Below are 25,647 nucleotides of genomic sequence, written 5' to 3'. Positions count from 1 at the left end.
GATTTTTTTAATTTCAAACATGAAAAATTTCCTACTCAAAAAAGATATACAAATTTCTGCAAAACGATATTTTATCGATGCAATGGGCGCAATGGCTTATGGTTTATTTGCGACTTTATTGGTTGGTACAATTTTGAAAACTATTGGTGAAGAGTTAGATATTTCTTTTTTAACTGATATTGTTTGGCCAGTTGCGAATCAAGCGACAGGACCTGCGATAGCATTGGCTATTGCTTATAGTTTACGAGCACCTCAATTGGTGTTATTTTCGTCAGCAGTTATAGGAATTGCAGCATATCAATTAGGTGGACCTTTAGGTGTTTTTATAGCGACAATTGTAGCGGTTGAAGTGGGAAAAATGGTAGCAGGCGAAACACGTATAGATATTGTAATTACACCGATTATTACTGTTTTGGTTGGAGTAATCTTAGCACAAATCATTGGTCCTTCTGTTCAACAAATGATGAAATGGATTGGTGAAATAATTATATTTTCAACCGATTCTAATCCTTTGATAATGGGAGTTGTAATTGCTGTAATTGTCGGTATGGTTTTGACTTTACCAATTTCATCAGCTGCTTTGTGTCTAATGTTAGAATTAGACGGTTCAGCAGCTGGAGCTGCAACAATAGGTTGTTGTGCACAAATGATTGGATTTGCTACAATCAGTTTTAAGGATAATGGTTTGAAAGGTGTTTTAGCACAAGGATTAGGGACAAGTATGTTACAGGTTCCGAACATTTATAAAAATTGGAAAATTTGGATTCCACCAACTTTAGCTTCAGCGATTATAGGTCCAATTGCAATTATTTATTTCAATATGGAAAATACAGCTCTAGAATCGGGGATGGGTTCTTGTGGTTTGGTTGGACAAATAGGAACTTTCAATGCTATGAAATCTAAATATGATACTTCATATATTTTAACTTCAATATTAATTTTGCAAATCATTGCTCCAGCAATTATTTCATATTTAATTTACATTTTCATGAAAAAGAAAAACTGGATAAAAGATGGTGATATGAAGTTGAGGTAAATAAAAAATCGGTTGGATAATTCCAACCGATTTTTTATTTAGTTTATACAATATTGATTATTGTAATTTCGAAAAATCAATTTGTGGTGCAGTTTGTTTGTTATCAAACTTGAAAGCTGTTCCAGGTTGTTCAATTTCATTAAAAAAGCCTCCCATCTTCAAGAAATATCCAGTAGATGTTGTTCCTCCAGTTGCATCAATACGTTGATTTGCTTTATAAGTTGCATCAACAGTTAATTTTGCTCCATTTACTTTTTTCCATTCTCCATCATAAACCCATTGATTGTTGAAGTTTACTTTTCTAGTTAAGTAACCTTGTGTTGGCATAAAATTTTCTAGGAAAGAGTGAAATCTTTTTAGGTATGTATTTGTTTTAGGGCGTTTAAAGCTTGCGATGATTTGCCAATTATTCGTTTCTGGCATAAAAAACCAAGCTGTATAAGTTGTCGAATTATCACCATTTGGAACACCTTTCAATAAGAATTTATACGTTGTATCGGCTTTCCAATTGTATTTCATATAACTTTGTCCACCAGAACCTTCGTTACCGAATTCTCCTGTTTTCACATTGTCTCCTTTCTTTAACAAAACGATTTTTTCATCATCAGGAATACTTTTTGGGTCATCAGTTACGAAAGGACTCCAAACTGAAAACAAAATACGTCTTTCCGTTTGTGAATTAGCTTGAATTCCGAAATATCCTTCTCCAAAACCGTTTGCCATATAATAAGAACCAATTATATCAGCGTCTTTTGGTACAACGATTTCATTGTAGTAATATGAAACATTTTTCTCTGTAGGGATCTCGTAAGCCAAATGGCAAGAAGGTCCACGTCTCGCCCAATAATAGTACTGCGGATCGTTGCTATAAATAATTCCGTTGTCTACTGCAGTTCCACTAACTATCAAATCTGTAATAGGGATTTCGCCTTTCAATCCGCTTAAATCAACAGAAACATAACCCGGTTTTGAAATAGCGAATGTACCTACAGAAATAGTTTTATCAGTAGATTTCCAATTGTATTTTTTTGTTTTTTTATTGAAACCAACATTTAATTGAGCGTCATTTTTAGCTTCACCCTTTAATTGAATATTAACATTTCCAGTTCCTAAAACTTTGAAATACGTTTTTGTTACATTTTTAGTTTGTGGAGAAATTAAAGCATTCACTTTTGTAACTGTAGAAGATGATCCTTCTTTATGACCGACTTCAAAAGCATTTCCAACCAAAGGAATGTCATAAGTTTTTGTTTGTTGTGCGATTACATTTCCTCCAACCAAAACGGAAAGAGAGAATAAGATGTAATGAATTGTTTTCATGGTGTTAATTTAATTTATATTTTAATAATTCGTATCCCCTCCTTCAAGACTAACTGTATTTGATTCTTTTACAGTTTTTTTAAGAACATTTTTATCATCATTGTTATTCTTCGGTTGATTTATTTCTTTTTCAATGATTTGTGTAGGTGATCTATCTACAGCATTAATTTGTGGTTGGTTTTCTTCAATCTTTTGATTTTCAGTAGTTTTTCGGTTGGTGTTACGCAATTTATCCAACAAACGTTTTGCTTGCTTAGCTTCTTCGGTTCCGTCATAAGCCGTAATTACAATTTCTAAAGCTTGCTCAAAATCGCTATCTTTTCCAGTTTGTTTGATTACATAAGCATTTAATAAAGCAAATTTAGCAATGATAATTTCAGTAGGAAATTTTACAATTACTTCTTGTACTTTTTTCTTTACGTCATCATATTTTTTATCTTGATACAACGTGTATGCAACTTTGTAGGCTTCTAAAGCTTCTTTTGTTTCAGCAGTGATGTATTCAACTTCTGGATTAAGAATATAACCTGCATAAATCGTATTTGGATACTTTGTTAGAATCACATTTTTGTATTCATCTTCTAATTTTTGATCACGATTTTTATAAATACGATACAATTGATAAGTCGCTTTTAATAACACATCATCAGATTTTGGAGGCGAAGCAACCAAGGCTTTCAACTCTTTTCCAGCTAACTCAGCGTTATTGAAAATATCAAAATATCCAGTCCCTAAAGACAATTGCGTTGTATCTCTTACAACTTTCAAGTCATTCAGAGCTTTTTGAGAAGTTGGAATTTGATCTAAATAATAATCAAGTTCAAAACGTCTTGGATCACCAGCAGCAATTTGCCCTGTCAATTCATTCTGTTTATCCTCAATTGCAGTACTTATTGCATTCGAATTTCTCCAATTATCTTTTAAGGAAATTCCTCCCCAAATACGTTGGAATTCTTGCTGTCCAGTTGATTTTAAATTTTGATTATAGAAATAAAATTTTCCTTTATCAGCATTGTTAAAACTCGTCGTGAAACTTGCCGTTTTATTTTCTAACTGAAAAGTTTCCATTTCTTTTTGCTCTTCTATGGCTTGCTTTTCTTCTTTTTTCTTTAATTTTTCGATATAATCTGTAAAGAATTTTGATTGATCTTCTTTTGGAAGTGCAGCAAGTTTTAGAATTGAATCATTTTTCTGAACTAAATAATGTTTCTCCATCAATTTTTTCAAAACATCATTTCGTTTCTGAATACGCGTTTGATCTTCTGGTAAATTATAACTCGTTTGTGCCGAATCATAATAAGCCGAAGCATAAACATAATCGTTTTGCTTGAACTTTATATCACCATAATTTTCGAAAGCACGCCCACGAATATAAGGATCCGACATTGGTTCTTTCAAACTCAATTTTGCATATTCTACAGCATCATCCATTTTGTCAGCTCGAAAAGCCATTTCAGAAATTCCGTAGTATAACTCGTTTTTCTTCGATGCATAAATTCCTTTATTCGAGATGTCCAACAAGTTTTGCTTGTAATTTCCGTAATTATTAATTTTTGGATCAAAATTAGCAGCAATCGCCAACTGTGATTTGATTTCCATATCAAATCCAGGCTTCATTTTATAAACTTGCGTGAAAGCTTCACCAGCCTCTTGTTGTTTTCCTAATTTAGAAAAAACTTGTCCTAACGTATAAAATATACGAACGCGTTCATCTTTATTTGTAGAAAAATATTCGGCTTTTTGTAATGGATCAAGCGCTTCTTCGTACTTTTTTTGATCAATCAAAAATTGAGCATACGTTCGCGCAATCATTGTTTTTAATTCTTTACTTTTATATGGATCGTTTTCGTAAAGTTTTTGTAAAGTTTCGATTCCATCAAAGTAATTTCCACCTTTTATTTCGGCAACAGTTTTGTAAACATGCGCTTCTTGAGCATATTTAGAATCTTTGAAATTTTTGACAACATAGTTTAAAGCATCAAGTGCTTCAAAGTATTTTTTTTGATAAAATAATGATTTTCCAATCAATAAATAAGCGCGTCCCATCAAAGGATTATTTTCTTTTCCTTTGATTAACATTGAATGTTTTTCGATAGCTTTTGAAGCTTTTGCCTCTACAGCAGCAAATCCTACAGGTTTTTCTACTTTATCTTGATTATTTCGATTTCCACCTCCAATACCAAAATTGGATTTATTAAATCCACCTACATTGGTAGAATCTGAAACAGAAAAATATTCTATTCCAACAGGTAAAATCTTCGAGTAATTTTCTACATAATTCGTTTGCAGTTCTGTGTTCTTTTTTTCTAACTCATCCTCAGCATTGAATACTCCATTAAACCACGATGTCATCTTGTGATATTGTCGGTTTTTGAAACTATTTTTTTGCGTAGAACAGCCGATTAAAAAACTTGCGGCGAAGATACTCATTACAATCTTTTTCATGATAGCGAATAAAAACAAATCTACAATAAAACGTTCGATTAGAAAAAATCTTGTATCCCTCGAAAAAATAAGATAATTTTATGTGGAATAGAAATAATAGAGAAGCGACTTTTTACGGGATGATTATAAAATGATAGCTAACGTTTTAGCTTTAATGTAATTAGTGATTTGACTAAGAAAAATCATTGCAATTGTTGTTAAATTATTTAGAATATTCGTTTAAATTCGACCAATAATAATGTTTTAAAGGAACAGCATGAAAGCTTTTTTAGCGAAAATTTTTGCAAAATACATTGTCAACAAAGAACAAAAGTGGATAAATCATCCGCTAGAAACACAAGACAAAATTCTAAATGAATTGATTATTGCTGCAAAAAATACAAAGTTTGGAGTTGATCATCATTTTGAATCAATCAAAAATTATGAAGATTTCAAATCGCAAGTTCCAATCAACGATTACGAAGGGTTGAAACATTATTTTGATGAGGTAATTGAAGGGAAACTTAATATTCTATGGCCTGGAAAACCTCTTTATTTAGCTAAAACTTCTGGAACTACTTCTGGTGCAAAATATATTCCGCTTACAAAAGAATCCGTTCCTTCGCATATAAATTCTGCTCGAAATGCTTTATTGTTTTATATTAATGAAACAAAGAATTCTAATTTTGTTGACGGAAAAATGATTTTCTTACAAGGAAGTCCAATTCTCGAAGATATAAACGGATTGAAAGTTGGTCGACTTTCTGGAATTAGTGCGCATTTTGTTCCAAATTATTTACAAAAAAATCGTTTGCCGTCTTATGAAACAAATGTGATTGAAGATTGGGAAACGAAAGTGGATAGAGTAGTGGATGAAACGGTGAAAGCTGATATGACGCTGATTTCTGGGATTCCGCCTTGGTTGATTATGTATTTTGAACGATTGATTAAAGTTTCTGGAAAAGAAAACGTTCAGTCGATTTTTAAGAATTTACAATTAATGGTAACAGGAGGTGTAAATTATGAACCTTATCGTGATAAAGTGAATCAATTAATTGGTCGAAAAATAGATTGTATTCAGACTTATCCTGCTTCAGAAGGGTTTATTGCATATCAAGATTCACAAAAAAGTGATGATTTATTGCTTTTACTGAACAACGGAATTTTTTATGAATTTGTTCCAGTTGATGAATTTTTTGATGAAAATCCAACCCGAATTTCCTTGAAAGATGTTGAAATTGGAAAAGACTATGTTCTAATTCTCAATACAAATGCAGGTTTGTGGGGATATAATATTGGTGATACAGTTCGTTTTACGTCGATAAAACCTTATAGAATTGTTGTTTCTGGTCGAATCAAACATTATACATCTGCTTTTGGAGAACATGTAATTGGTCACGAAGTGGAGCAGGCGTTACAAAAAACTTTAGAAAAACATCCAGCGAGTGTAAATGAGTTTACAGTTGCGCCTCAAGTTAATCCAGCAGAAGGTTTGCCTCATCATGAATGGTTAATCGAGTTTGATAAAAAACCTGAGAATTTAACAATTTTTAATCAAGAATTGGATGCACAAATGCGTCGTCAAAATACATATTATGATGATTTGATTACGGGAAATATTTTGCGTCCACTTGTTGTTTCTGAGGTTAAAACAGAAGGTTTTCAGCATTATATGAAATCGATAGGGAAATTGGGTGGACAAAATAAAGTTCCTCGTTTGTCTAATAACCGCGAAATTGCAGATGAATTTTACAGTCTAAACTTAATTACTACAAATTGAACACACACAGAACAATAGATAAAATGATTTACAAAACGGTAAAAAGTTCATTGGTAACTTTTTCGCAATTAATGCTTCCATCACATTCCAATTTTAGTGGAAAAATTCATGGTGGATTCATTCTTTCTCTACTCGATCAAATTGCATTTGCATGTGCTTCCAAATACTCTGGAAAGTACTGTGTAACAGCATCTGTGGATAGAGTAGATTTCTTAACGCCAGTAGAAGTAGGAGAATTATTAACCCTAAAAGCATCGGTTAACTATGTAGGAAGAACGTCAATCGTTGTAGGAATTCGAGTAGAAAGTCAAAACATCCAAACGGGCGAAATTAAACATTGTAATTCGTCTTATTTTACGATGATTTGCAAAGAAGAAAATGGAGAAAAAGCTGAAGCTCCAAAATTAATTTTGAAGAATTTGAATGAAGTTCGACGCTTTTATAAAGCTTTGCATCGAATTGAAGAACATACAAAAGCAAAAGAGCAAGTTAAAAATTCGATTGATTATAAATCGCAAGATTTAATTGATCATTTATTGGACAATCATTTCGTGAAAATAGAACTAGATTAAAGTTTTTACATCATTAATAAATAACTCAATTCTGAAAATGAATTGAGTTATTTTGTTTATAGGGTTTTGATAAATAGTTTATATTTTATCTCCTAATTGTTATGCTCCAAAAAATTGATTATTGAATTTGAGTGGCATTACTAAATTGCAAATTATTTAATTTTAAGAAAATTAGGCATTGTATTTGTTTTATCGATTCTTAATATCAAAACCAAACTTTTTATTTAATTCATTATTATGAAAACTCTCTTCAAATTTTTATTACTATTCATTGCAAGTACAACTATTTCATTTGCTCAATCTTCTGGTTTAAATAGTCAATTAATACAAACAAATTTTAGTAAAAATATCTCTAAATCTTCAAATCCTATTAGTTTTGCTGTAGCAGGAAGTGTATTTGTTTTAGCTTTTTGTGCTTTTCGTTTCAGAAAAAAAATTGTCTAAAACGAAACAAATCATTTTTTAGAAATCAGAAAAACGATTTAATTTCTAAATTTGTAAAATGAAATATTTATTCATTTTACTTGTATTGTTAGTGCTGTTTGTTATTTACAAAAAATTAAAAACAGTTCAAATTGAAAAACCACTTCCGAAAGAAGAAGAACCAAAAATATCGTTTTTAAAAATTGAAAAAAATGATGATTTGATTGATGATTCTAATCAACAAATTTCAGAATTTCAAGTAAAAATAGATTCGGTAACAAAGAAAAAAAATACATTAGAATTCTTAATTTCTATTCAAAATAATACCGAAAAAACAGTTCGTATAAATATCGTTGAAGCTGATTTTTATTCAAATTCTTCTCAAAAAAAGATCAAAGCTGATGTTACATTTTATGGAGAATTGGCAATGGGAACAAATGATATTTTATTGAAAAATACCATTTTACCCGATTCTCATCTTATCCGAAATATTTATTTTTTCGAAACAGATTTAATTCATTTTAACCAAAATGATTATCTGGAAATTGATATAGAGATTAATGGAGAACATCATCAGTTCAAAAATTATTTTCATCAAACAACTTTCGAATCGATTAAATACATTCAGTAATCCGATTTTTTGATTTGAATTGTAAGGCTTAATTTTGCATTTCAGAATTTAGAGATATGAAACATATACAATTGATGCTTGGAAGCTTGATGCTTTTTGGATTAACAGCTTGTCAAACACCAAAAATAGTTACTGAACAACAACCAGTTCAGCAAAAAAGTTTACAAGTTGATGGTAAAATTTATGCTGCATTTTTTCAACAACGTGCTGCTGAATATCAAGCCTTAAGCCAGCAAGCTTATAATGTTGCTAAAATGAGATTGGATGAAGCAATTGCGACAAAAGGCGCAAAACCTTTAGCGATTGTAACGGATATTGACGAAACTTTTTTGGATAATTCGTACTATGCAGTAGAAATGGCGCGTCAAGGAAAAACGTGGTCGCAAGAAACTTGGGCAAATTGGACGTCGAAAGGAATTGCAACTCCTTTGGCTGGTTCTCAAGAGTTTTTTCAGTATGCAGCGAGTAAAGGTGTTCAGATTTTTTACGTTACAAATCGATACGAAGTAGAGCGTCCTGGAACTTTGGCAAATTTAGAAAAATACAATTATCCAATTCAAAGTGCTCAGAATTTGATTTTGAGAAGTAAAGAAAGTAGCAAAGAAGCACGTCGTCAAAATATTTCGAAAGATTATGACATTGTTTTATTGTTAGGAGATAGTTTAACAGATTTTTCTTCTTTATTTGATAATCATAAATCTGAAAAAGAAAGAGCGGCAGCTGTAGAAACTTTAAAATCTGAATTTGGAAAACGATTTATTGTATTGCCGAATGTTGGATATGGAGATTGGGAATCTGCAATATTTGATTACAAATATGACTTGACGCAAGAGCAAAGAGATTCGATTATATACGAAGCTGCGAGAGAAACTCCTGTGAAATAAAGAATAAATACACAATGAAAACTGTCTTAATCGGACAGTTTTTTTTTGATTTATAAAAAAGTGAGAAATTAAATTTTAAATACATTTAACATGTTTTTGTTAAAAATAATCTATTAATTATTATTTGATCTGTAAAAAAATAATATTTATTTATTGAATATATAGTTTTTTTCTTTGTGCTGTATAATATTTAAGCATTCACCTATTTGTAAATTAAACTATAAATAACCTATATTTATAAGCTGGTTGTTTAGGCAATCATCAACCAATATTTAAAAAAAAATTATATCAAAACACATGAGTCAATCACAAAAAACTAATTGGGGTCAATTTATCCCACTGGTTACAGTATTCTTCTTTTGGGGATTCGTAGCGGCAAGTAATGAAATTTTAATTCCAGTTTTTAAAAAATCATTTGATTTATCCCAAGCCGAAAGTCAATTAGTCGCAGTAGCTTATTATATCGCTTATACGGTTGGAGCTTTAATTTATATGGGCGTTTCATTATTAGCTAAACAAGATTTAATCAATAAATTTGGGTATAAGAATTCATTATCTTTTGGACTTCTTTTATCAGCTATTGGAACGCTTTTTTTTATTCCAGCAGCCAATACAGGATCATTTCCTTTAATGTTAACAGGTTTGTTTACTGTAGGTCTAGGTTTTTCGTTGCAACAAACTGTTGCTAATCCGCTTGCAATTGCTTTAGGAGATGCAAGTACTGGATCTCAACGTTTAACATTAGCTGGAGGTATTAATAACTTAGGAACTACAATTGGACCTTTAATTGTTGCTTATGCAATTTTTGGTGCAGGAGGAGAAGGAGAAACAACTTTGAGTATAGAAGCAGTTAAAATTCCATATTTGTGTTTGGGTGTTGCTTTTTTAGCTGTTGCTATTTTCTTGAAATTTTCGTCTTTACCAAATCATCCAGAACAAGAAGAGGATAGTGCGATTGCAACTTCAAAAAATGATAAATCATCAGCCTTAAAATATCCTCAATTATTATTAGGAATGCTTGCGATCTTCTTATATGTAGGTGTAGAAGTTTCTACTGTAAGTAATTTACCAGCATATATGCACAATGAATTAGGGTTCGATATACAAGGAGTAACACCATATGTTTCGTTATATTGGGCAAGTATGATGATTGGTCGTTGGGGTGGTGCAGCAGAAGCATTTGGTTTAGATAAGACAAAAACATTGGCTCTTAAATTTATAGCACCTTATTTAGCTTTTGGGATTTTCTTATTAGTTAATTACATTGCAGGGCATGATTTGAAACCATTTTATCTATATAGTGTAATTATTTTAATAATGATTTTAGCTTCTTTATGGACAAATGGAAACCCTGCTAAAATGTTATTAACTTTCTCAATTATTGGAATTGTAGCATTATTAATCGGAATGAATACAACTGGTTTAGTCTCTATTTATTCTATTACAAGTGTTGGTTTGTTCTGTAGTACATTATGGCCTTGTATTTTTGCATTAGCAATTAATGGTTTAGGAAAAAACACTTCGCAAGGAAGTAACTTCTTAATTATGATGATTATGGGAGGAGGATTAGTAAGTATATTCCAAGGGTATATTGCAGATTTATCAACTGTTCATTCTAGTTATATTGTTTGTATTTTATGTTTTGTGTATCTTGTATTTTATGCAATTGCAACGCCTAAAATTCTTAAAAAACAAGGAATAAATCTTGGTGAAGTTAAATCTGAAGGAGGACATTAGGAAGATTTAATATTTAGTAATTTAATAAAAGGCTGTTTTATAATTTATTATAAAACAGCCTTTTCAGTTATTGAATTAATATAATAGGTGAAGGGACAAGAGAAACAACAAATTACAACATTTTGACAAGGTTCTAGAAAATATTCTAATTAGAATAATTCAAATACCACTACCCAGACAGCATCGCTATAAATCTATTTACTGGTCTAGGGATTAGTGCTAATGGAGAAAATTATATTACTGCTCAAAAAATAAATTAGTGAGTTAATAAAAAACTCAACCATTTGGTTGAGTTTTTTATTTCTTACGATATGCCAATATTTTATCAATACGATTACCGTCTTTGTCTACAATTTCTAGTGTCAAATCTTCTACTTCTACCTTATCACCAACATTTGGAATGGTTTCGTATTTATCTAAGAAAATTCCAGCAACGGTAACATATCTATTTTCGATGTCTTCGTCGATATCAATCTCAAAAAACTTCTCGAATTCATAGATCGAAAATTGCCCATCGATCAACCATGTACCATCTTCACGTTCTACGATTTCGTAATCTTCGTCTTGGTTCTCTGGTGTATCACCAACCAATTCGTCCAAAATATCGTTTATTGTTACAATTCCAGCCGTCGTACCATATTCGTCTAAAATAATGGCAAAATGTGCTTGTGAATTCTGTAACATTTCCAACAAAGGATAACTAAACGAATTTTCATTGACAAAAATAGGTTTGTGTATAAATTTTTTCAGGCTAAAATCTTCCTTACTTACACCAAACATATCTTTTAGTTTCAAGATACCAACGATTTCGTCCAGATTATTGTTCTTCGTAACAGGGTAGGCTGAATATTTATTTTTCTTAACTTTTGCATGCGCTTTCTCATAATCATCCGAAATATCTAATGAAGCAATTTCCGAACGATGCGTTGCTAACGTGTTCACACGACGATCTCCAAGCTCGAAAACACGTTCTAAGATTTCGTGTTCTTTTTCCTGAATTTCACCACCTTCTGTACTTTCTTTGATGATATTTTTAATTTCTTCTTCCGAAACAACTTCGCTGCTATCGTCTTTAATACCAAACAATTTTAAGAAAAAATTATTGGTAACTGTTAACAACCAAACGAATGGAGAAGTGATGATAGATAACCATTTCATCGGTTTCGAAACAATAGTAGAAACCATTTCAGGAAATTTCATTCCCAAACGTTTTGGTAATAATTCGCCAAATACAATCGAAAAATAAGTGATGATTACTACCATAATAATTGGAGAAAGTGTTTTGGCGTAAGGTGCAATGAAAGAAATAGATGTTAAAAATTCTGTTAAATTTGCAGTTAGTTTATCACCCGAGAAAACCCCTAATAAGATACCAATAAGGGTAATTCCGATTTGTACGGTTGATAAAAATTTGTTCGGATTCTCAGCAAGTTCTAAAGCCGTTTTAGCACCAGAACTTCCTTTCTTCATTTGATTTTCTAATTTGAATTTTCTTGACGAAACAAGTGCCATTTCTGACATGGAAAAAATTCCGTTCAATAAAATCAATACGATTATTATAACAATCTCCACTTTTATTCTTTAATTTTGATAAAAATAAACCAAAATCTAATACTTACCATAATGTCTCAATTTAATATTATGAAATTTTCTTATTTAATTTTACTTGCTTTTATGCTAAATGCTGGTTGTGCTTTCGGTAACAGCGATCAAACTCCAGAAGAAACAGATACTATTTTACCTACTTTTACAACGGCTGAATTGATTGGTAAAGGCAACCCTACGATGGTTGGAAATGGGTATAAATTGTTGCCAGAAGTTGCAAAACAATTTGAATTAATGAAAGCTGATGCACAAAAAGCAGGTTTTAAAATACAAGTGATTTCGAGCTATAGAAATTATACGTATCAAAACGGAATTTGGGAGCGCAAGTATAAAGCAAATCAAGCGAAGAAAATTGCAGCGAAAGAAAACATCGAAAAGATTATTGAATATTCTACCATTCCAGGAACTTCTCGTCACCATTGGGGAACTGATTTGGATATTATAGACGGAACGCGCGGAATACCAGCAGATCCGTTGAATGAGAAACATTTTAACGAAGGAGGATCAATGCATAAATTTAAACTTTGGTTAGATGAAAATGCATCTAAATATGGTTTTTATTTGGTGTACACGGATAATTCAGCGAGAAAAGGATTCAAATATGAACCGTGGCATTTTACGTATAAAGCGATTTCTGAACCGATGTTACAAGCTTATAAAAAGCTTGATATTAAAAAGGTTTTACAAGAAAATAAATTGTTAGGAAGCGAAAATTTTACAGATGATTTTATCGAAAAATATCGAAAAGAAAATATTTTGGATATAAATCCTGTTATTAAATAGTTAAAGCTCCTTTTTGGAGCTTTTTTTGTGGTATCTTTAAATAAAATTTAAGAGATTATACTTTCTGATGAGATTAACATTTTTCATATCGTTATTTTTGAGCATGAGTTTACTAACTTTTGCCAAACAATCGATTGTGAAAGATTTGGATGGCGATGGAAAGTTTGACAAGGTTTCAATTAATTTTGAAACGAATAAAATAGAGTTTTTACTTTCTGATACTGAATATAAAAAGCAGAGTAGTTTAGCTTTTAATGAATTGGATCGTAATACGAAGATTGAGGAAACAAAGAAAGGTTTCAAGATTATCAATAAAATAGGAGATGTTTTGTTTACATCTTATTTTCGATACAATCGTCAGACAAAAAAGATTGAATTATCTGCCATAAAACGTTCAATAGTTTCGGATGATTATTCGAAAGAAAATGGCGAATCAACTTTTATTACAGCTACAAAAGAGTTTATTGCGAAATGGAATAGTTTGGATAAATCATCAAATAAAGTGATTGCTTTACCAACGCTAAAAACTAAAATTGATTTGGATGTTATTTCTTTGAATGATTTTAATGATGCATTTCTGAATAAATTTAATCAACAAAGTTTGACTTTTTATAAAGCTGAAATCTCCAAGCAAAAATAATTATTGCTCCAAATCTATTGTTCTGAATGTTAGATTAATTCGTGGCGAATTTACTTTTTTAGTAGGAGGTAAGCGATGCAGCCAATAATCTTGTGTTTCATTTTTCATAACTAATAAACTACCACTTGCAAGATTTAAAGCAATTACTTCTTTAGTTTCTTTATGTTTAAAACCAAATTTACGTTCAGCGCCGAAACTTAGCGAGGCAATTGCGCCATGACGTTTCAATTGTTTTTCACCATCACTATGCCAAGCCATCCCTTCGGAACCATCGTGATATAAATTTACCAAACAAGAATTATAAGTTTCGCCAGTTTTTTCCTCAGCTAATTTTTTTAATTCAAGTAAAGTATCAGTCCAAGGCAAAGCTGTTTTCATGATTTTGGAATAGGTATAAGCAAATGGAAAATCTCCATACCAAGCAATTTTTCGTTTAGTTTCTATCAATTTTCCAAATATTATTGCTTGATCGTTTTTCCATTCAATTTCATTTAATAATATAGAATAATAATGATGCGCTTTTTCATCGGTCATAATTTGTCCAAAATAATTTACAGTTCCATCTTTTGGAAGTAGATTTTGTTGTCCGTCAAATAAATCGTTAAAAAGATCCATTTATAGTTTTATATGATCAAAAATAAGGAATTTAGATTTAATTCAGTTAATGTAATGTGCAGATAAATAAAGTTTTACTAACGTTTGTTATTTAAAATTTAATATTGAATAAGTCAAAAAAAAATTGGATTATATAATTTTTTATTTATTTTTATTTAACCAAAATTTAACACAATATGAATAAATTGATTTTTAAGAACACAATTAAGTTCTTCCTTGTAAGTAGTATTTTACTTCTTGTTTCTGTCTTTTTAAAAATGTTAAATGTAGATCATGCGGATTTTATCTTGAACATCAGTTTCTCGGTTACAATTATTTCGCTTATCGCTGTAATGATGAGTTATAAGACTATAAGGGGGAAAAACAATTTTTCTATGGATTAATTTTTACGTATTAATTTAATTAATAATTTTGGTTGTTTATTTGTGAAAAGATAAACAACCAACTATTGTTATTTTAATAAACTGCCTCAGCGATTCTTTTTGTATTTATAGAATTACTCATTGTATAAAAATGTAATCCAGGAACACCAAAATCGATCAACTCTTTACATTGTTGAATACACCATTCAATTCCGATTTCCTTGATTCGTTCCTTATCTTTCGACTTCAAAACTTCCATTGCCAAAGCTTCTGGTAAGTCCAAATAGAAATTTTGTGGAATCGACGTTAGTTGATTGAAAGTTGTCAAAGGTTTTATACCCGGAATAATCGGAATATTAATATCCATTTCGCGACATTTTTTAACGAAATCAAAATATTTCTGATTATCAAAAAACATTTGCGTCACGATATAATCAGCTCCCAATTCCACTTTCTTTTTCAAATAATACAAATCCATTGCAAGATTTGGTGATTCGAAATGCTTCTCAGGATAACCCGCTACACCAATACAAAAATCCATTGCATGCGATTCTTGTAGTTCGTCGTCTAGATAATTTCCTGTATTCAAAGCAGTAATTTGCTCAATCAATTCCGAAGCATTTGCATGTCCACCAACTTCAGGAACAAAAGATTTTTCCGATTTTATAGGATCTCCACGTAAAACCAAAAGATTGTCAATTCCCAAGAAATTCAAATCGATTAACGCATCTTCTGTATCTTCTTTTGTAAATCCACCACAAATCAAATGCGGAATTGCGTCTATCTTATAATGATTCTGTATTGCAGCACAAATTGCAACTGTACCAGGACGTTTTCGTACCTGATAACGTTTCAATAACCCATTTTCTTTCTGTTTGTAAATATACTCTTGACGATGATAAGTTACATCGATAAAAGCTGGATTTAACTCAACTAACGGGTCTAAAGTTTTGAACGTCGCATTGACATCTTGTCCTTTCAAAGGCGGTAAAATCTCTACAGAAAATAATGGTTTTCCGTTTGCGCGTTCTATATGTTCGGTAACTTTCATTCTTTATTTTATCGTTTAGCGAAGTTCGAATCTCGAATTTCGATTATATATTTTCTTTTATATGGGCGTTTCCTTCGGGCGGGCTTTTCGTTACAATCTTTTTTGTTAATTTCGACTTCGTCCAATCAACAAAAAAGGATTTTCACTACAATCCCTAACGCATTTTTTTATTTTGTTCTACGTTCGTTGTCATTCCGAGCTTGTCGAGGAATCTGAGATTCTTTATTTCGAAATGCTCATTTTGAATGATAAATTTTATTTTTACTTAATGCTTTTACGCCAAATTAGGACTCAACCAACGTTCAGCTTTATCAAGTTCTATATTTTTACGTTTCGCAAAATCTTCAACCTGATCCATTTTTATTTTACCAACTCCGAAATATTTTGCTTCTGGATTTCCAAAATAATAACCCGAAACAGATGAAACTGGATACATCGCCAACGAACTTGTTAACTCAATCCCTGCATTTTTCTCTACATCCAAAATTTTGAAAATTGTTTCTTTTTCTAAATGGTCAGGACATGCAGGATAACCAGGAGCAGGACGAATGCCTTTATATTTTTCTGAAATTAATTCGTCATTTGATAAAGTTTCATCTTTCGCATAACCCCAAACTTCTGTACGAACATATTTGTGCAAATATTCTGCATAAGCTTCAGCTAGACGATCGGCAATTGCTTTCACCATAATCGAATTGTAATCATCTAAATTTGTTTCGTAAGCATTAGCAACTTCTTCAATTTCATGACCAGCTGTGACAGCAAATGCACCGATATAATCTTGAATTGCTGAATCTTTCGGCGCAATAAAATCAGCAATCGAAATATTTGGTTGTTTTTTCGATTTTTTCGCTTGTTGACGAAGTGTATAAAACTCCTCTATTTTATTATTATTTTCATCAAACAATTCAATCGTATCATCGTTTACTGTATTCGCTTTAAAAAGTCCAAAAACAGCTTTCGGTTTAGCTAAATTTTCAGCTTCAATTTTATTTAACATTGACAAAGCATCTACATATAATTCTTTGGCATTTGTTCCGACAATTTCATCATCTAAAATCGCAGGAAATTTACCATGTAAATCCCATGTTTTGAAAAATGGCGTCCAATCGATAAAATCTCTTAATTCAGAAACTGTTGTTTGATGTGTAAAAACACCTAATTTATTTGGTTTAAAAGGTTTATTTTCTTCAAAATCAACTTTTAGTTTATTTTTTCGAGCATCTTCAATCGATAAGTATTCCTTTGATACAGCACGATTTAAGAAACCTTCTCTAATTTTTATGTAATCAGTAGTAGTTTCTGTTAGCAATTCCTCCTGTTGATTTCCAATCAATTTTTGACAAATCGTAACCGAACGAGAAGCATCTAAAACATGAATTGCTTTGTCATATTCTGGTGCAATTTTTACAGCTGTATGTGCCTTAGAAGTTGTTGCGCCACCAATCATCAGTGGAATATCAAGATTAAGACGTTTCATTTCTCTGGCAACATGCACCATTTCATCTAAGGATGGAGTAATCAATCCAGAAAGACCAATCACATCGACATTATTTTTTTGCGCTTCGTCTAAAATTGTTTCAGAAGAAACCATTACGCCTAAATCGATAATCTCGAAACCATTACAGCTTAAAACGACTGAAACAATATTTTTTCCGATATCGTGAACATCACCTTTTACAGTTGCCATTAAGATTTTAGAAGGCTCTTTGTCTGTTTTATTTCTAAGTTTTTCTTCCTCTAAAAATGGCGTTAAATAAGCAACAGATTTTTTCATTACGCGAGCCGATTTAACTACTTGAGGCAAGAACATTTTTCCGCTTCCGAAAAGATCTCCAACAACGTTCATTCCGTCCATCAAAGGACCTTCAATAACACGTAATGGCGAACCAATTTTTTTCAAAGCTTCTGCAGTATCTTCGTCAATAAATTCTGTAATTCCTTTTACTAAAGAAATTTCAATACGCTTTTCTAAAGGTAATTCGCGCCAAGCATCATCTTTCTTTTTCTCTTTTGTAACACCTTTTAGATGTTCGGCAAAATCAATCAAACGCTCTGTTGCATCGTCACGTCGATCCAATAAAACATCTTCAACGTGTTCTAATAAATCTTTTGGAATATCATCGTAAATCTCAATCATTTCTGGATTGACGATTCCCATGTCCATTCCGTGTTTAATGGCGTGATATAAAAACGCCGTGTGCATCGCTTCACGAACCGCATTGTTTCCACGGAAGGAAAATGAAACATTCGAAACTCCACCCGAAACTAACGCATGCGGAAGATTTTCTTTGATCCATTTTGTTGCATCAAAAAAATCGATGGCATTACGGCGATGTTCTTCCATTCCTGTTGCAACTGGGAAAATATTCACATCAAAAATGATATCTCTTGGATTGAAATTTACTTGATTTACCAAAATATCATACGAACGTTTTACGATTTCGATTCGACGTTCATAATTATCCGCTTGACCTTTCTCATCAAACGCCATAACCACTGTTGCAGCACCGTAACGTTTAATTTTCTTCGCATGTTCGATAAATAATTCTTCTCCCTCTTTTAAAGAAATTGAGTTGACAATCGCTTTACCTTGAACATTTTTTAGACCAGCTTCAATAATTTCCCATTTCGAAGAATCAATCATAATTGGAACTTTCGAAATATCAGGTTCAGAAGCAATCAAACGCAAATATTTTACCATAGAAGCTACACCATCAAGCATACCTTCATCCATATTGATATCGATAATTTGCGCGCCACCATCCACTTGGTCACGTGCAACCTGAAGTGCTTCTTCAAATTTTTCTTCTTTGATTAATCGCAAGAATTTTTTAGAACCAGTTACATTTGTACGTTCGCCAACGTTTACAAAGTTTGAATTTTCTCGTACAATTAAAGGTTCTAATCCAGAAAGTTGAATTTTTACGCCTGACATTGTTCACTAATTTTTCGAGGTTCGTATTCTTTTGCTAAATCTGCCATCAATTTGATATGATCTGGTGTAGTTCCACAACATCCACCCAAAATATTAACCAATTTTTTATCTAAGAAAGGTTTGATAAAATCTCGCATCATTTCAGGAGTTTCATCGTATCCACCGAAAGCATTTGGTAAACCGGCATTTGGATATGCGCTCACATAAAATGGCGCTTTTTCGGCTAAAACTTCCAAATATGGAATTAAATCTGTTGCACCTAAAGCACAATTTAATCCAACTGAAATTAAATCAATATGTTCTAACGAAATCAAGAAAGCTTCGGTTGTTTGTCCAGAAAGGGTGCGTCCAGATTTATCTGTAATTGTACCAGAAGCCATTAATGGAACATTAAATCCAGTTTTTTCTATCGCATCTTGAATGCCATAAAATGCTGCTTTTGCATTTAAAGTATCAAAAATAGTTTCAACAAGTAAAATATCGGCACCAGCTTCTAACATTGTTTTTGCTTGACGATAATAAACATTTGCCAATAAATCAAAATCCACATCGCGATAACTCGGATCATTTACTTGTGGCGAAATAGAGGCTGTCTTGTTCGTAGGGCCTAAAGAACCAACAACAAAACGAGGTTTATCTGACGTAGAAAACTCTTCACACGCTTCTTTCGCTAAACGAACGGCTTCGTAATTTAATTCATCAACCAAATCAACCATATCATAATCAACCATAGAAATAATATTGGCATTGAACGTATTTGTTTCAATCAAATCTGCTCCAGCAGCCAAATATTCTCGGTGAATATCTTTTATGATTTGAGGTTGGGTTAAAACCAATAAATCGTTATTTCCTTTTAAAGAAGTATGAAAATCTTTGAATCGTTCTCCACGATAATCTTCTTCTTGTAAATTGTGCTTTTGGATCATCGTTCCCATTGCACCATCTAAAATAACAATACGCTCTTTTAGTATATCGTCTAATTTCATTCTAAATATTTTAAAAGCCTTATGGGAAGAAGTGTGAGGTGAGTGTCCTTATCTTTCTCTATTTGAGTAGGATTTAGCACCCAACTATACTTTGGGTTGCTAAGATTTCAACGGGCCTATTCCCTCCATCTTTCTTTATAAAGCTATGTGCAAAATTATTTAAAGTATTGAGAATAAAAAAATCAAGATTGAAAAAAACGAGTTCGAAACTTGGTTCATAGAAATAATTTTTGTTTGAAATAGTTTAAAATCTCTAATAGGTCATTTTTGAAATTTATTTTAGAAAATATTTCTTTAAAATTACTATTTTAAAGAAATAATATTTTAATTAGTTATTGAAAATTGCAGTTTTTAGAATATTTTTAATAAAAATAGGGTTTTATTAAAAATTATTAAGATTTGTTTTTTCTTTTAATTGTATTTTTTAGAAAATTATTTTTATATATTAATATTTATAGAATAAAATTCATTATTTATATATTTTTGTTACTGATTACGGAAAATATTAAATAATTACAATGAAATTAATTTGGAAATATAGAATTCTTTCACCTAAATTTGTCCTCAGAATAGTTCATTAAAATTTACATTTTATCAAGAAAAGTGGAGGGAAATGGCCCAAAGAAACTTTAGCAACCTGATTAATGAATCAAGGTGCTAAATCCATCCTTATAGGAAAGATGAATAAAAACTACTGTAAACCAATCTTCAATAATATTCTTTATTCAAAATGGTTCAATTGTTTTTATGCGATTGAACCATTTTTTTTCTTCACTTTTCTTTGGTAAATAATTAAAAACAAAACAAATAAATGAAAAAAATAAATATCGGATTGTTCGGATTTGGAGTTGTAGGAGAAGGAATTTACAAGGTATTGGAAGAAAAACCACAATTGAATGCTGCAATTAAAAAAATTGTAATTAAAGATAATTCTAAATCTAGAAATGCTCCGTCTGAATTATTTTCGACTAATGCGGATGATATTTTAAATGACGATGAAATAAATGTTGTTGTTGAGTTAATTTCGGATGCTGATGCGGCGCATGAAATCATTATAAAAGCGTTCAATAAAGGTAAACATGTGGTAAGTGCAAATAAAAAATTGATTGCAGATCATCACAAAGAATTATTGGATTTGCAAGCACAAAACAATGTTTCTTTTCTTTATGAAGCCTCTGTTTGCGGGTCAGTTCCGATTATTAGAAATCTAGAAGAATATTTTGATAACGATTTATTGAATTATGTATCTGGAATTGTAAATGGGACAACAAATTACATTTTGACGAAAATGGCGAATGAAAATGAGTCGTATCAAGATGCCTTAAAAGCAGCGCAAGAAAGTGGTTTTGCAGAAGCTGATCCAACGGCTGATGTAGAAGGTTTTGATGCGTCGAGTAAATTAGCAATTATTACGTTGCATGCTTTCGGTAAAAAGATTGATGTTGATCAAGTTATTCGAAAAGGAATTACTTCATTGAAAGTTGAAGATTTTAAATACGCAAAAGAAAAAAATTATACAATAAAGTTGATTGCGAATTCTAAAATTAATCATCAAACGGGTGAAATTACATCAACAGTTTTGCCAACTTTTGTTGAATTAAATAAAACAATTGCGCTTGTGAATAACGAATATAATGGAGTTTTGATTGGAAGTTCGCTTTCAGATGAGCAATTTTTATATGGAAAAGGAGCAGGGCGTTTCCCAACTTCTTCGGCTGTTTTGAGTGATATTTCTGCGTTGAAATATGATTATCAATATTCGATTCGAAAATATGAAAACAAAGAAGAAGGAGTTTTTAATCAAACAGGAAAGAAGCGAATTTATATCGGTTTTGAGAATCAAGCAGATGATGTTTCAAATATTTTTGATGAAATAGAAGAACGTTATCAGAGTAAAAATTACAATCATATTGTTGGTGTGATTGATATAGAAAAGCTCAAACAAAAAGAGACTATTGAAAATCCAAAACTTTCGATAATTGCGTTTGAGTAAATTTTTGTGATTAAAAAGCCTCAATATTAATTGAGGCTTTTTTGTAAATCTAAAAATTAAGGTTTTTGTAAATACTTTTTCAATAAAAGTTTTAGTGGTTTATTTTTAATTAATCCAGCATAAGTCATTTCAATTTTAAAATCTTTTGAGATTAAAACCCAATATGGATAACTAATTTGTTCGTTTTTATCAATAAATTCTTCCAAAAATGGATGAGTTTTTTTATTCGATTTAGGTTCATATTTTTTGTTTAAAAAAATAATAGATTCATTTGTTTCTGCATCAAATTCAATAAAATAAATGTCATTATTTAGAATTTGAAGTAATTCATCATCTTTTTCTAATTGTTTCTTTTGAATCATACAGTAACTACACCAATTGGTTGAAAAATAAAGCAGAATTGGTTTAGGATTTTCATTAAAAATTGAATTAAATTTTTCTAATGAAATCTGTGCTTGGAGATTCAATGATGATAAAATGAATATGAAGTACCAGATTTTCATTAACGTAAATTGTATCGGACACCTATAAAACCTCTTGTTCCCTGCATAGGTGTATAGCTGTAATCATTTGGCTCAAAAATAACATCGTTTCTTCCTTTAGGAGGAGTAATGCCATTTCCTGGTTCTCCGAATGGATCCCACCAACGAGCAATAACATCGCCTTTTGGTAAAACATTAAAAATATTTTTTACTCCACCATAGATTTCAATATTATTTTTGAATGATTTACTCAATTGAATATTGGCAATAAAAGTTGGCTTTGAATATTCAGGTCGATAATCATTTTCTACGCGAGGTAATTTCATTTTGTCATTATAATTGGCGGTTAAATCAATAGTAAAACCTTTTTTGAATGCATAACTTGCTAAGAAATTTCCAGACCATTTCGGTGCGTGATATTGAACTTCTTTTTCGCCATTTTCTTTTTTGTAAACATCCATATAGGTTGCGCCAAGCATTATTTTTAGAGGAAAGTCAAATGTTGCATCTATATTTAAAGAAACTCCTTGAGATATTGCGTGTCCATCTAAATTGTCATAGATAATCTTTGTTTCGTCAGTATCTGTATCAGCAATAATTTTGTTTGTGAAATAAGAATAGAATGTTGTGAAATCAAAATTTAGAGCTGCAAAAGAAGTTGGTAGTTTGAATACATAATTAATATTTCCATTATATGATTTTTCAGGTTTTAATTCATTTTCAAAAACTACTTGTCTAGCTCCAGTTAATGCACGATGATCTTCTGTGAAGACATTCACAACACGAAATCCCGTACCAAAACTTGCTCTTAAAGTATGATGAGATGAAGGTGAAAATTTGTATGCAATTCTTGGAGAATGTATTCCTTTATGTGTTTTATCATAATCAAATCGATAACCAAGTAATAATTTGTTTTCAGAATTTAATGTCCATTCGTCTTGTACAAAAATACCAGGAATCTGTGTATTCATTGGGTTATTCTTGATTAGATTATTATCCTCATCATATTCTCCAGTACCTCTTGTGTTATCATCATAATAAGTATATTTAAATGAAGATCCTAAAAGTAAGCTATGTTGTCCAATTATCTTATCCCAATAAGCTTGAGCAAAAATAACTTGTTGTTTTCCTTGATAAGATTCTGGACCATAAAATGAATTCTGTTGATGAAAATTATAAGAAAATTGAGTCATTATTTTTTCTTTTATAGGTAATTGATACATTCCTATCGCTTCAAAACGATTTGTCATAATACTTTCGGCATAAACTTCGTCACTTCCTCTGTGTAGTTTTCTTTTCCAATTCATTTGACCTCCCCATCTATCTTCGTATAAATAACGTAAAGCAACTGATGCTGTTCTATTTTTTTGACGTTCAAAATCAAATTTATTGAATAACGTGATGCGATCTTGTAACGTTACATCCGTAAAACCGTCGTTATTTTTATCTTTCTTATTACCATATTTAAAGTAATTAAAACCAAATAAACTATTTACCTTTTCTCCTAAATTGTATTTGTATCCACCATCAAGATTGGTTTCCAACCAAGAAGTTGTAAAAGCATCCAAAGATAATTTTGGAGCAGATTTAGGAGATTTCGTAATTACATTAATTATACCACCCATGGCTTCTGTTCCATAAAGGGAAGATGCTGGTCCTTTTACAACTTCTATTCGTTCTACCAAAGAGTTCGGAATTCCGCTCAAACCATAAACAGTAGATAAAGAAGAAACAATTGGCATTCCGTCAATTAAAATCATGGTATATGGACCTTCCATTCCGTTAATATGAATATCACCTGTGTTACAAACATTACAGTTTAGTTGTGGTTGAACACCATTTATTAATTGTACAGCGTCAAATAATGAAGGTGTTGGATTTTTTTGAAAAAACTTTGGTGTATAGATTTCAATTGGAACTGGACTATCAGATTTTCTTACAGCTTTCATTGTTCCTGTAATTACAATCTCATCTAAATTTTCTGAAGAATCTTCCATATAAATAGAATCTTTTTGTTCCTGAGCATTTGATAGAATGGAGGTTAAGGTGATGAATAAATAAAATGTTGTTTTCATGTTAAGTAAAATTTATAATCAAATTAAAAAGTTAGACAAATCTAACAAAAATATTATTAAAAATGAATTTTTAAATTTTACTTAATTTTCAACTATATTTGTTTCCATGAATTCATTGGTCGAAGAAAATTACCTAAAAGCATTATTTCATCTTTCTGAAAATGGGAAAGGAGAAGTGAATGTGAAGGATTTGAGTAAGCATTTGGAAATAAAAATGCCTACTGTAAACAGTATGATGAAAAAATTAGCTGAAAAAGAATTGGTGATTTATGAATCGTATAAACCACTTCGGTTATCTGATAAAGGAATTCTGAAAGCTTCTTTGATTGTAAGAAAACACCGATTAACAGAGATGTTTTTGGTAGATAAAATGGGATTTGGTTGGGAACAAGTTCATGAAATTGCTGAGCAAATAGAACATATTCAAAGTCCAATTTTTTTCGATAAAATGGACGAATTATTGAATTTTCCTAAATTAGATCCGCATGGTTCTCCAATTCCAGATAAAAATGGAAAAATAGAAATTATCAATTACAAAAAATTGGCCGAATTTAAAGAAGGTGATAAAGTAGAAATATGCGCTGTTATTGGTTCTTCTGATGAATTTTTGAAGTATTTGAATTCAAAAAATATTCATTTGAATGATGAAATTGAAATCATTTCTGTTGAAGATTTTGATGGAACAATGAAGGTTAAGTTCCTAAAATCAAATGAAATTGAAATATTTAGTAATCATGTGACTTCAAGATTATTAGGTAGATAATGGTTTTTAATTTATAAAAAGAAAAAAGCAAGTTATTTAACTTAAAAAAGCAAGTTATTTAACTTGCTTTACAATTATTCCGCTTTTCCTTTTATTCTGAAAATTTTTCGAGAAGAAACTGGATCGTTAGATGTGATTGTTACAGATTTATTGAAATCTCCAGTCACAGAACCACTTGAATATTTAACGGTAATATCCGCAGATTTTCCTGGTTCGATAGGTGTTGTAGGATATTCAGGAACTGTACATCCACAAGAACCAACAACGCTTTTAAGAATTAAAGGTTTATCACCTGAGTTGGTTACTTTCATCTTAGCTGTTACTTCGGTATTCAACTTTATATTTCCAAATTGAATTTCTTCTTTTTCTAAACTAAGTGTTTGAGCAAATAAACTTGTAACGCCTAAAGCAAAAGCACCTAAAAACATTAATTTTTTCATGACGATAATTAATTTGTAACCAAAGTTAAAATAAATAATACAAAAAGTCTACCTTTTTTTGTATTTTAGTACTAAAATAATTAATATATACCCGTTGTGCATTTTGA

Annotated in this window: 21 protein-coding genes and 2 riboswitches; of the genes, 11 read left to right on the top strand and 10 right to left on the bottom strand. The window is 31.0% G+C overall.

Annotation, left to right across the window (positions count from 1 at the left end):
* Window positions 1-19: 19 nt before the first annotated feature.
* Window positions 20-1,036 carry a PTS transporter subunit IIC gene (locus tag B4J88_RS10760; RefSeq protein WP_125350329.1) on the top strand — a complete coding sequence of 339 codons (1,017 nt, stop codon included), beginning with the start codon at window positions 20-22 and terminating at the stop codon, window positions 1,034-1,036.
* Window positions 1,037-1,093: 57 nt separating this feature from the next.
* On the opposite strand, the gene B4J88_RS10755 is transcribed toward B4J88_RS10760, so the two are convergent.
* Window positions 1,094-2,356 carry a DUF3472 domain-containing protein gene (locus B4J88_RS10755; RefSeq protein WP_125350328.1) on the bottom strand — a complete coding sequence of 421 codons (1,263 nt, stop codon included), beginning with the start codon at window positions 2,354-2,356 and terminating at the stop codon, window positions 1,094-1,096.
* Window positions 2,357-2,377: 21 nt separating this feature from the next.
* Window positions 2,378-4,786, bottom strand: coding sequence for a tetratricopeptide repeat protein (locus B4J88_RS10750; protein WP_291067637.1), 2,409 nt, complete (start codon window positions 4,784-4,786; stop codon window positions 2,378-2,380).
* Window positions 4,787-5,057: 271 nt separating this feature from the next.
* Here B4J88_RS10750 and B4J88_RS10745 point away from each other — a divergent pair, with 271 nt between their 5' ends.
* The 6 genes from B4J88_RS10745 (at window position 5,058) to B4J88_RS10720 (ending at window position 10,807) form a co-directional block, all read left to right on the top strand.
* A complete protein-coding gene (locus B4J88_RS10745) occupies window positions 5,058-6,560 on the top strand; it encodes a GH3 family domain-containing protein (RefSeq protein WP_291067635.1) in 1,503 nt (500 codons plus the stop codon).
* A 23-nt stretch (window positions 6,561-6,583) separates the two neighbouring features.
* A complete protein-coding gene (locus B4J88_RS10740) occupies window positions 6,584-7,132 on the top strand; it encodes an acyl-CoA thioesterase (protein ID WP_181816338.1) in 549 nt (182 codons plus the stop codon).
* 237 nt (window positions 7,133-7,369) lie between these two features.
* Window positions 7,370-7,576 (top strand): hypothetical protein, encoded by a 207-nt coding sequence (locus B4J88_RS10735; protein ID WP_291067633.1) that lies wholly within the window; start codon window positions 7,370-7,372, stop codon window positions 7,574-7,576.
* Between the two features lie 58 nt (window positions 7,577-7,634).
* Window positions 7,635-8,186 carry a hypothetical protein gene (locus B4J88_RS10730; RefSeq protein ID WP_291067631.1) on the top strand — a complete coding sequence of 184 codons (552 nt, stop codon included), beginning with the start codon at window positions 7,635-7,637 and terminating at the stop codon, window positions 8,184-8,186.
* Window positions 8,187-8,242: 56 nt separating this feature from the next.
* Complete coding sequence (locus tag B4J88_RS10725) at window positions 8,243-9,070, top strand: 5'-nucleotidase, lipoprotein e(P4) family (RefSeq protein WP_125350322.1); 828 nt, start codon at window positions 8,243-8,245, stop codon at window positions 9,068-9,070.
* Window positions 9,071-9,367: 297 nt separating this feature from the next.
* The gene (locus B4J88_RS10720) at window positions 9,368-10,807 is read left to right on the top strand and encodes an MFS transporter (RefSeq protein ID WP_125350321.1); all 1,440 of its coding nucleotides are present in this window, start codon (window positions 9,368-9,370) and stop codon (window positions 10,805-10,807) included.
* A gap of 297 nt (window positions 10,808-11,104) precedes the next feature.
* On the opposite strand, the gene B4J88_RS10715 is transcribed toward B4J88_RS10720, so the two are convergent.
* A complete protein-coding gene (locus tag B4J88_RS10715; RefSeq protein WP_291067629.1) occupies window positions 11,105-12,379 on the bottom strand; it encodes a hemolysin family protein in 1,275 nt (424 codons plus the stop codon).
* A gap of 69 nt (window positions 12,380-12,448) precedes the next feature.
* Here B4J88_RS10715 and B4J88_RS10710 point away from each other — a divergent pair, with 69 nt between their 5' ends.
* Complete coding sequence (locus B4J88_RS10710; protein ID WP_280037621.1) at window positions 12,449-13,195, top strand: M15 family metallopeptidase; 747 nt, start codon at window positions 12,449-12,451, stop codon at window positions 13,193-13,195.
* Window positions 13,196-13,298: 103 nt separating this feature from the next.
* Window positions 13,299-13,835 (top strand): hypothetical protein, encoded by a 537-nt coding sequence (locus tag B4J88_RS10705; protein ID WP_219035070.1) that lies wholly within the window; start codon window positions 13,299-13,301, stop codon window positions 13,833-13,835.
* On the opposite strand, the gene B4J88_RS10700 is transcribed toward B4J88_RS10705, so the two are convergent.
* From B4J88_RS10700 to B4J88_RS10685, 4 genes are all read right to left on the bottom strand, one after another.
* On the bottom strand, window positions 13,836-14,450 hold the full coding sequence (locus tag B4J88_RS10700; RefSeq protein ID WP_219035071.1) for an alpha-ketoglutarate-dependent dioxygenase AlkB family protein: 615 nt from the start codon (window positions 14,448-14,450) through the stop codon (window positions 13,836-13,838). It abuts the gene before it with no gap.
* Between the two features lie 456 nt (window positions 14,451-14,906).
* Window positions 14,907-15,863, bottom strand: a complete 957-nt coding sequence (gene metF, locus B4J88_RS10695; RefSeq protein ID WP_125350316.1) for a methylenetetrahydrofolate reductase [NAD(P)H] — start codon at window positions 15,861-15,863, stop codon at window positions 14,907-14,909.
* Between the two features lie 274 nt (window positions 15,864-16,137).
* Entirely contained in the window at window positions 16,138-18,801 is a 2,664-nt protein-coding gene (metH, locus tag B4J88_RS10690; RefSeq protein ID WP_291067627.1) for a methionine synthase, read from the bottom strand.
* The gene (locus B4J88_RS10685) at window positions 18,789-19,787 is read right to left on the bottom strand and encodes a homocysteine S-methyltransferase family protein (protein WP_291067625.1); all 999 of its coding nucleotides are present in this window, start codon (window positions 19,785-19,787) and stop codon (window positions 18,789-18,791) included. The genes metH and B4J88_RS10685 overlap by 13 nt, the downstream gene beginning before the upstream one ends.
* Window positions 19,788-19,832: 45 nt before the next feature.
* A riboswitch (SAM riboswitch) is annotated at window positions 19,833-19,931 on the bottom strand.
* 444 nt (window positions 19,932-20,375) lie between these two features.
* Window positions 20,376-20,474, top strand: a riboswitch (SAM riboswitch).
* Window positions 20,475-20,598: 124 nt separating this feature from the next.
* Here B4J88_RS10685 and B4J88_RS10680 point away from each other — a divergent pair.
* Entirely contained in the window at window positions 20,599-21,780 is a 1,182-nt protein-coding gene (locus B4J88_RS10680; RefSeq protein ID WP_291067624.1) for a homoserine dehydrogenase, read from the top strand.
* A 56-nt stretch (window positions 21,781-21,836) separates the two neighbouring features.
* Here the strand turns inward: B4J88_RS10680 and B4J88_RS10675 are convergent, their stop codons facing one another.
* Together B4J88_RS10675 and B4J88_RS10670 are read right to left on the bottom strand one after the other, a co-directional pair.
* Window positions 21,837-22,283, bottom strand: coding sequence for a thioredoxin fold domain-containing protein (locus tag B4J88_RS10675; RefSeq protein WP_084106839.1), 447 nt, complete (start codon window positions 22,281-22,283; stop codon window positions 21,837-21,839).
* Entirely contained in the window at window positions 22,283-24,337 is a 2,055-nt protein-coding gene (locus B4J88_RS10670; protein ID WP_291067622.1) for a TonB-dependent receptor plug domain-containing protein, read from the bottom strand. Before B4J88_RS10670 ends, B4J88_RS10675 begins: the two co-directional genes overlap by 1 nt.
* A gap of 106 nt (window positions 24,338-24,443) precedes the next feature.
* Here B4J88_RS10670 and B4J88_RS10665 point away from each other — a divergent pair, with 106 nt between their 5' ends.
* Window positions 24,444-25,100, top strand: coding sequence for a metal-dependent transcriptional regulator (locus tag B4J88_RS10665; protein ID WP_286496173.1), 657 nt, complete (start codon window positions 24,444-24,446; stop codon window positions 25,098-25,100).
* 74 nt (window positions 25,101-25,174) lie between these two features.
* Here the strand turns inward: B4J88_RS10665 and B4J88_RS10660 are convergent, their stop codons facing one another.
* Complete coding sequence (locus B4J88_RS10660; RefSeq protein ID WP_038334454.1) at window positions 25,175-25,540, bottom strand: DUF1573 domain-containing protein; 366 nt, start codon at window positions 25,538-25,540, stop codon at window positions 25,175-25,177.
* Window positions 25,541-25,647 lie beyond the last annotated feature (107 nt).

This window comes from Empedobacter sp. UBA5036 (assembly GCF_002415215.1).
Lineage (GTDB): Bacteria > Bacteroidota > Bacteroidia > Flavobacteriales > Weeksellaceae > Empedobacter > Empedobacter falsenii_B.
This window is presented reverse-complemented; position numbering and strand designations above follow the sequence as displayed.

Coding starts and splice junctions, on each gene's coding strand:
- B4J88_RS10760 (WP_125350329.1), top strand. CDS start 20: ATGAAAAATTTCCTACTCAAAAAAGATATACAAATTTCTGCAAAACGA.
- B4J88_RS10755 (WP_125350328.1), bottom strand. CDS start 2,356: ATGAAAACAATTCATTACATCTTATTCTCTCTTTCCGTTTTGGTTGGA.
- B4J88_RS10750 (WP_291067637.1), bottom strand. CDS start 4,786: ATGAGTATCTTCGCCGCAAGTTTTTTAATCGGCTGTTCTACGCAAAAA.
- B4J88_RS10745 (WP_291067635.1), top strand. CDS start 5,058: ATGAAAGCTTTTTTAGCGAAAATTTTTGCAAAATACATTGTCAACAAA.
- B4J88_RS10740 (WP_181816338.1), top strand. CDS start 6,584: ATGATTTACAAAACGGTAAAAAGTTCATTGGTAACTTTTTCGCAATTA.
- B4J88_RS10735 (WP_291067633.1), top strand. CDS start 7,370: ATGAAAACTCTCTTCAAATTTTTATTACTATTCATTGCAAGTACAACT.
- B4J88_RS10730 (WP_291067631.1), top strand. CDS start 7,635: ATGAAATATTTATTCATTTTACTTGTATTGTTAGTGCTGTTTGTTATT.
- B4J88_RS10725 (WP_125350322.1), top strand. CDS start 8,243: ATGAAACATATACAATTGATGCTTGGAAGCTTGATGCTTTTTGGATTA.
- B4J88_RS10720 (WP_125350321.1), top strand. CDS start 9,368: ATGAGTCAATCACAAAAAACTAATTGGGGTCAATTTATCCCACTGGTT.
- B4J88_RS10710 (WP_280037621.1), top strand. CDS start 12,449: ATGAAATTTTCTTATTTAATTTTACTTGCTTTTATGCTAAATGCTGGT.
- B4J88_RS10705 (WP_219035070.1), top strand. CDS start 13,299: ATGAGTTTACTAACTTTTGCCAAACAATCGATTGTGAAAGATTTGGAT.
- B4J88_RS10700 (WP_219035071.1), bottom strand. CDS start 14,450: ATGGATCTTTTTAACGATTTATTTGACGGACAACAAAATCTACTTCCA.
- metF (WP_125350316.1), bottom strand. CDS start 15,863: ATGAAAGTTACCGAACATATAGAACGCGCAAACGGAAAACCATTATTT.
- metH (WP_291067627.1), bottom strand. CDS start 18,801: ATGTCAGGCGTAAAAATTCAACTTTCTGGATTAGAACCTTTAATTGTA.
- B4J88_RS10685 (WP_291067625.1), bottom strand. CDS start 19,787: ATGAAATTAGACGATATACTAAAAGAGCGTATTGTTATTTTAGATGGT.
- B4J88_RS10680 (WP_291067624.1), top strand. CDS start 20,599: ATGAAAAAAATAAATATCGGATTGTTCGGATTTGGAGTTGTAGGAGAA.
- B4J88_RS10675 (WP_084106839.1), bottom strand. CDS start 22,283: ATGAAAATCTGGTACTTCATATTCATTTTATCATCATTGAATCTCCAA.
- B4J88_RS10670 (WP_291067622.1), bottom strand. CDS start 24,337: ATGAAAACAACATTTTATTTATTCATCACCTTAACCTCCATTCTATCA.
- B4J88_RS10665 (WP_286496173.1), top strand. CDS start 24,444: ATGAATTCATTGGTCGAAGAAAATTACCTAAAAGCATTATTTCATCTT.
- B4J88_RS10660 (WP_038334454.1), bottom strand. CDS start 25,540: ATGAAAAAATTAATGTTTTTAGGTGCTTTTGCTTTAGGCGTTACAAGT.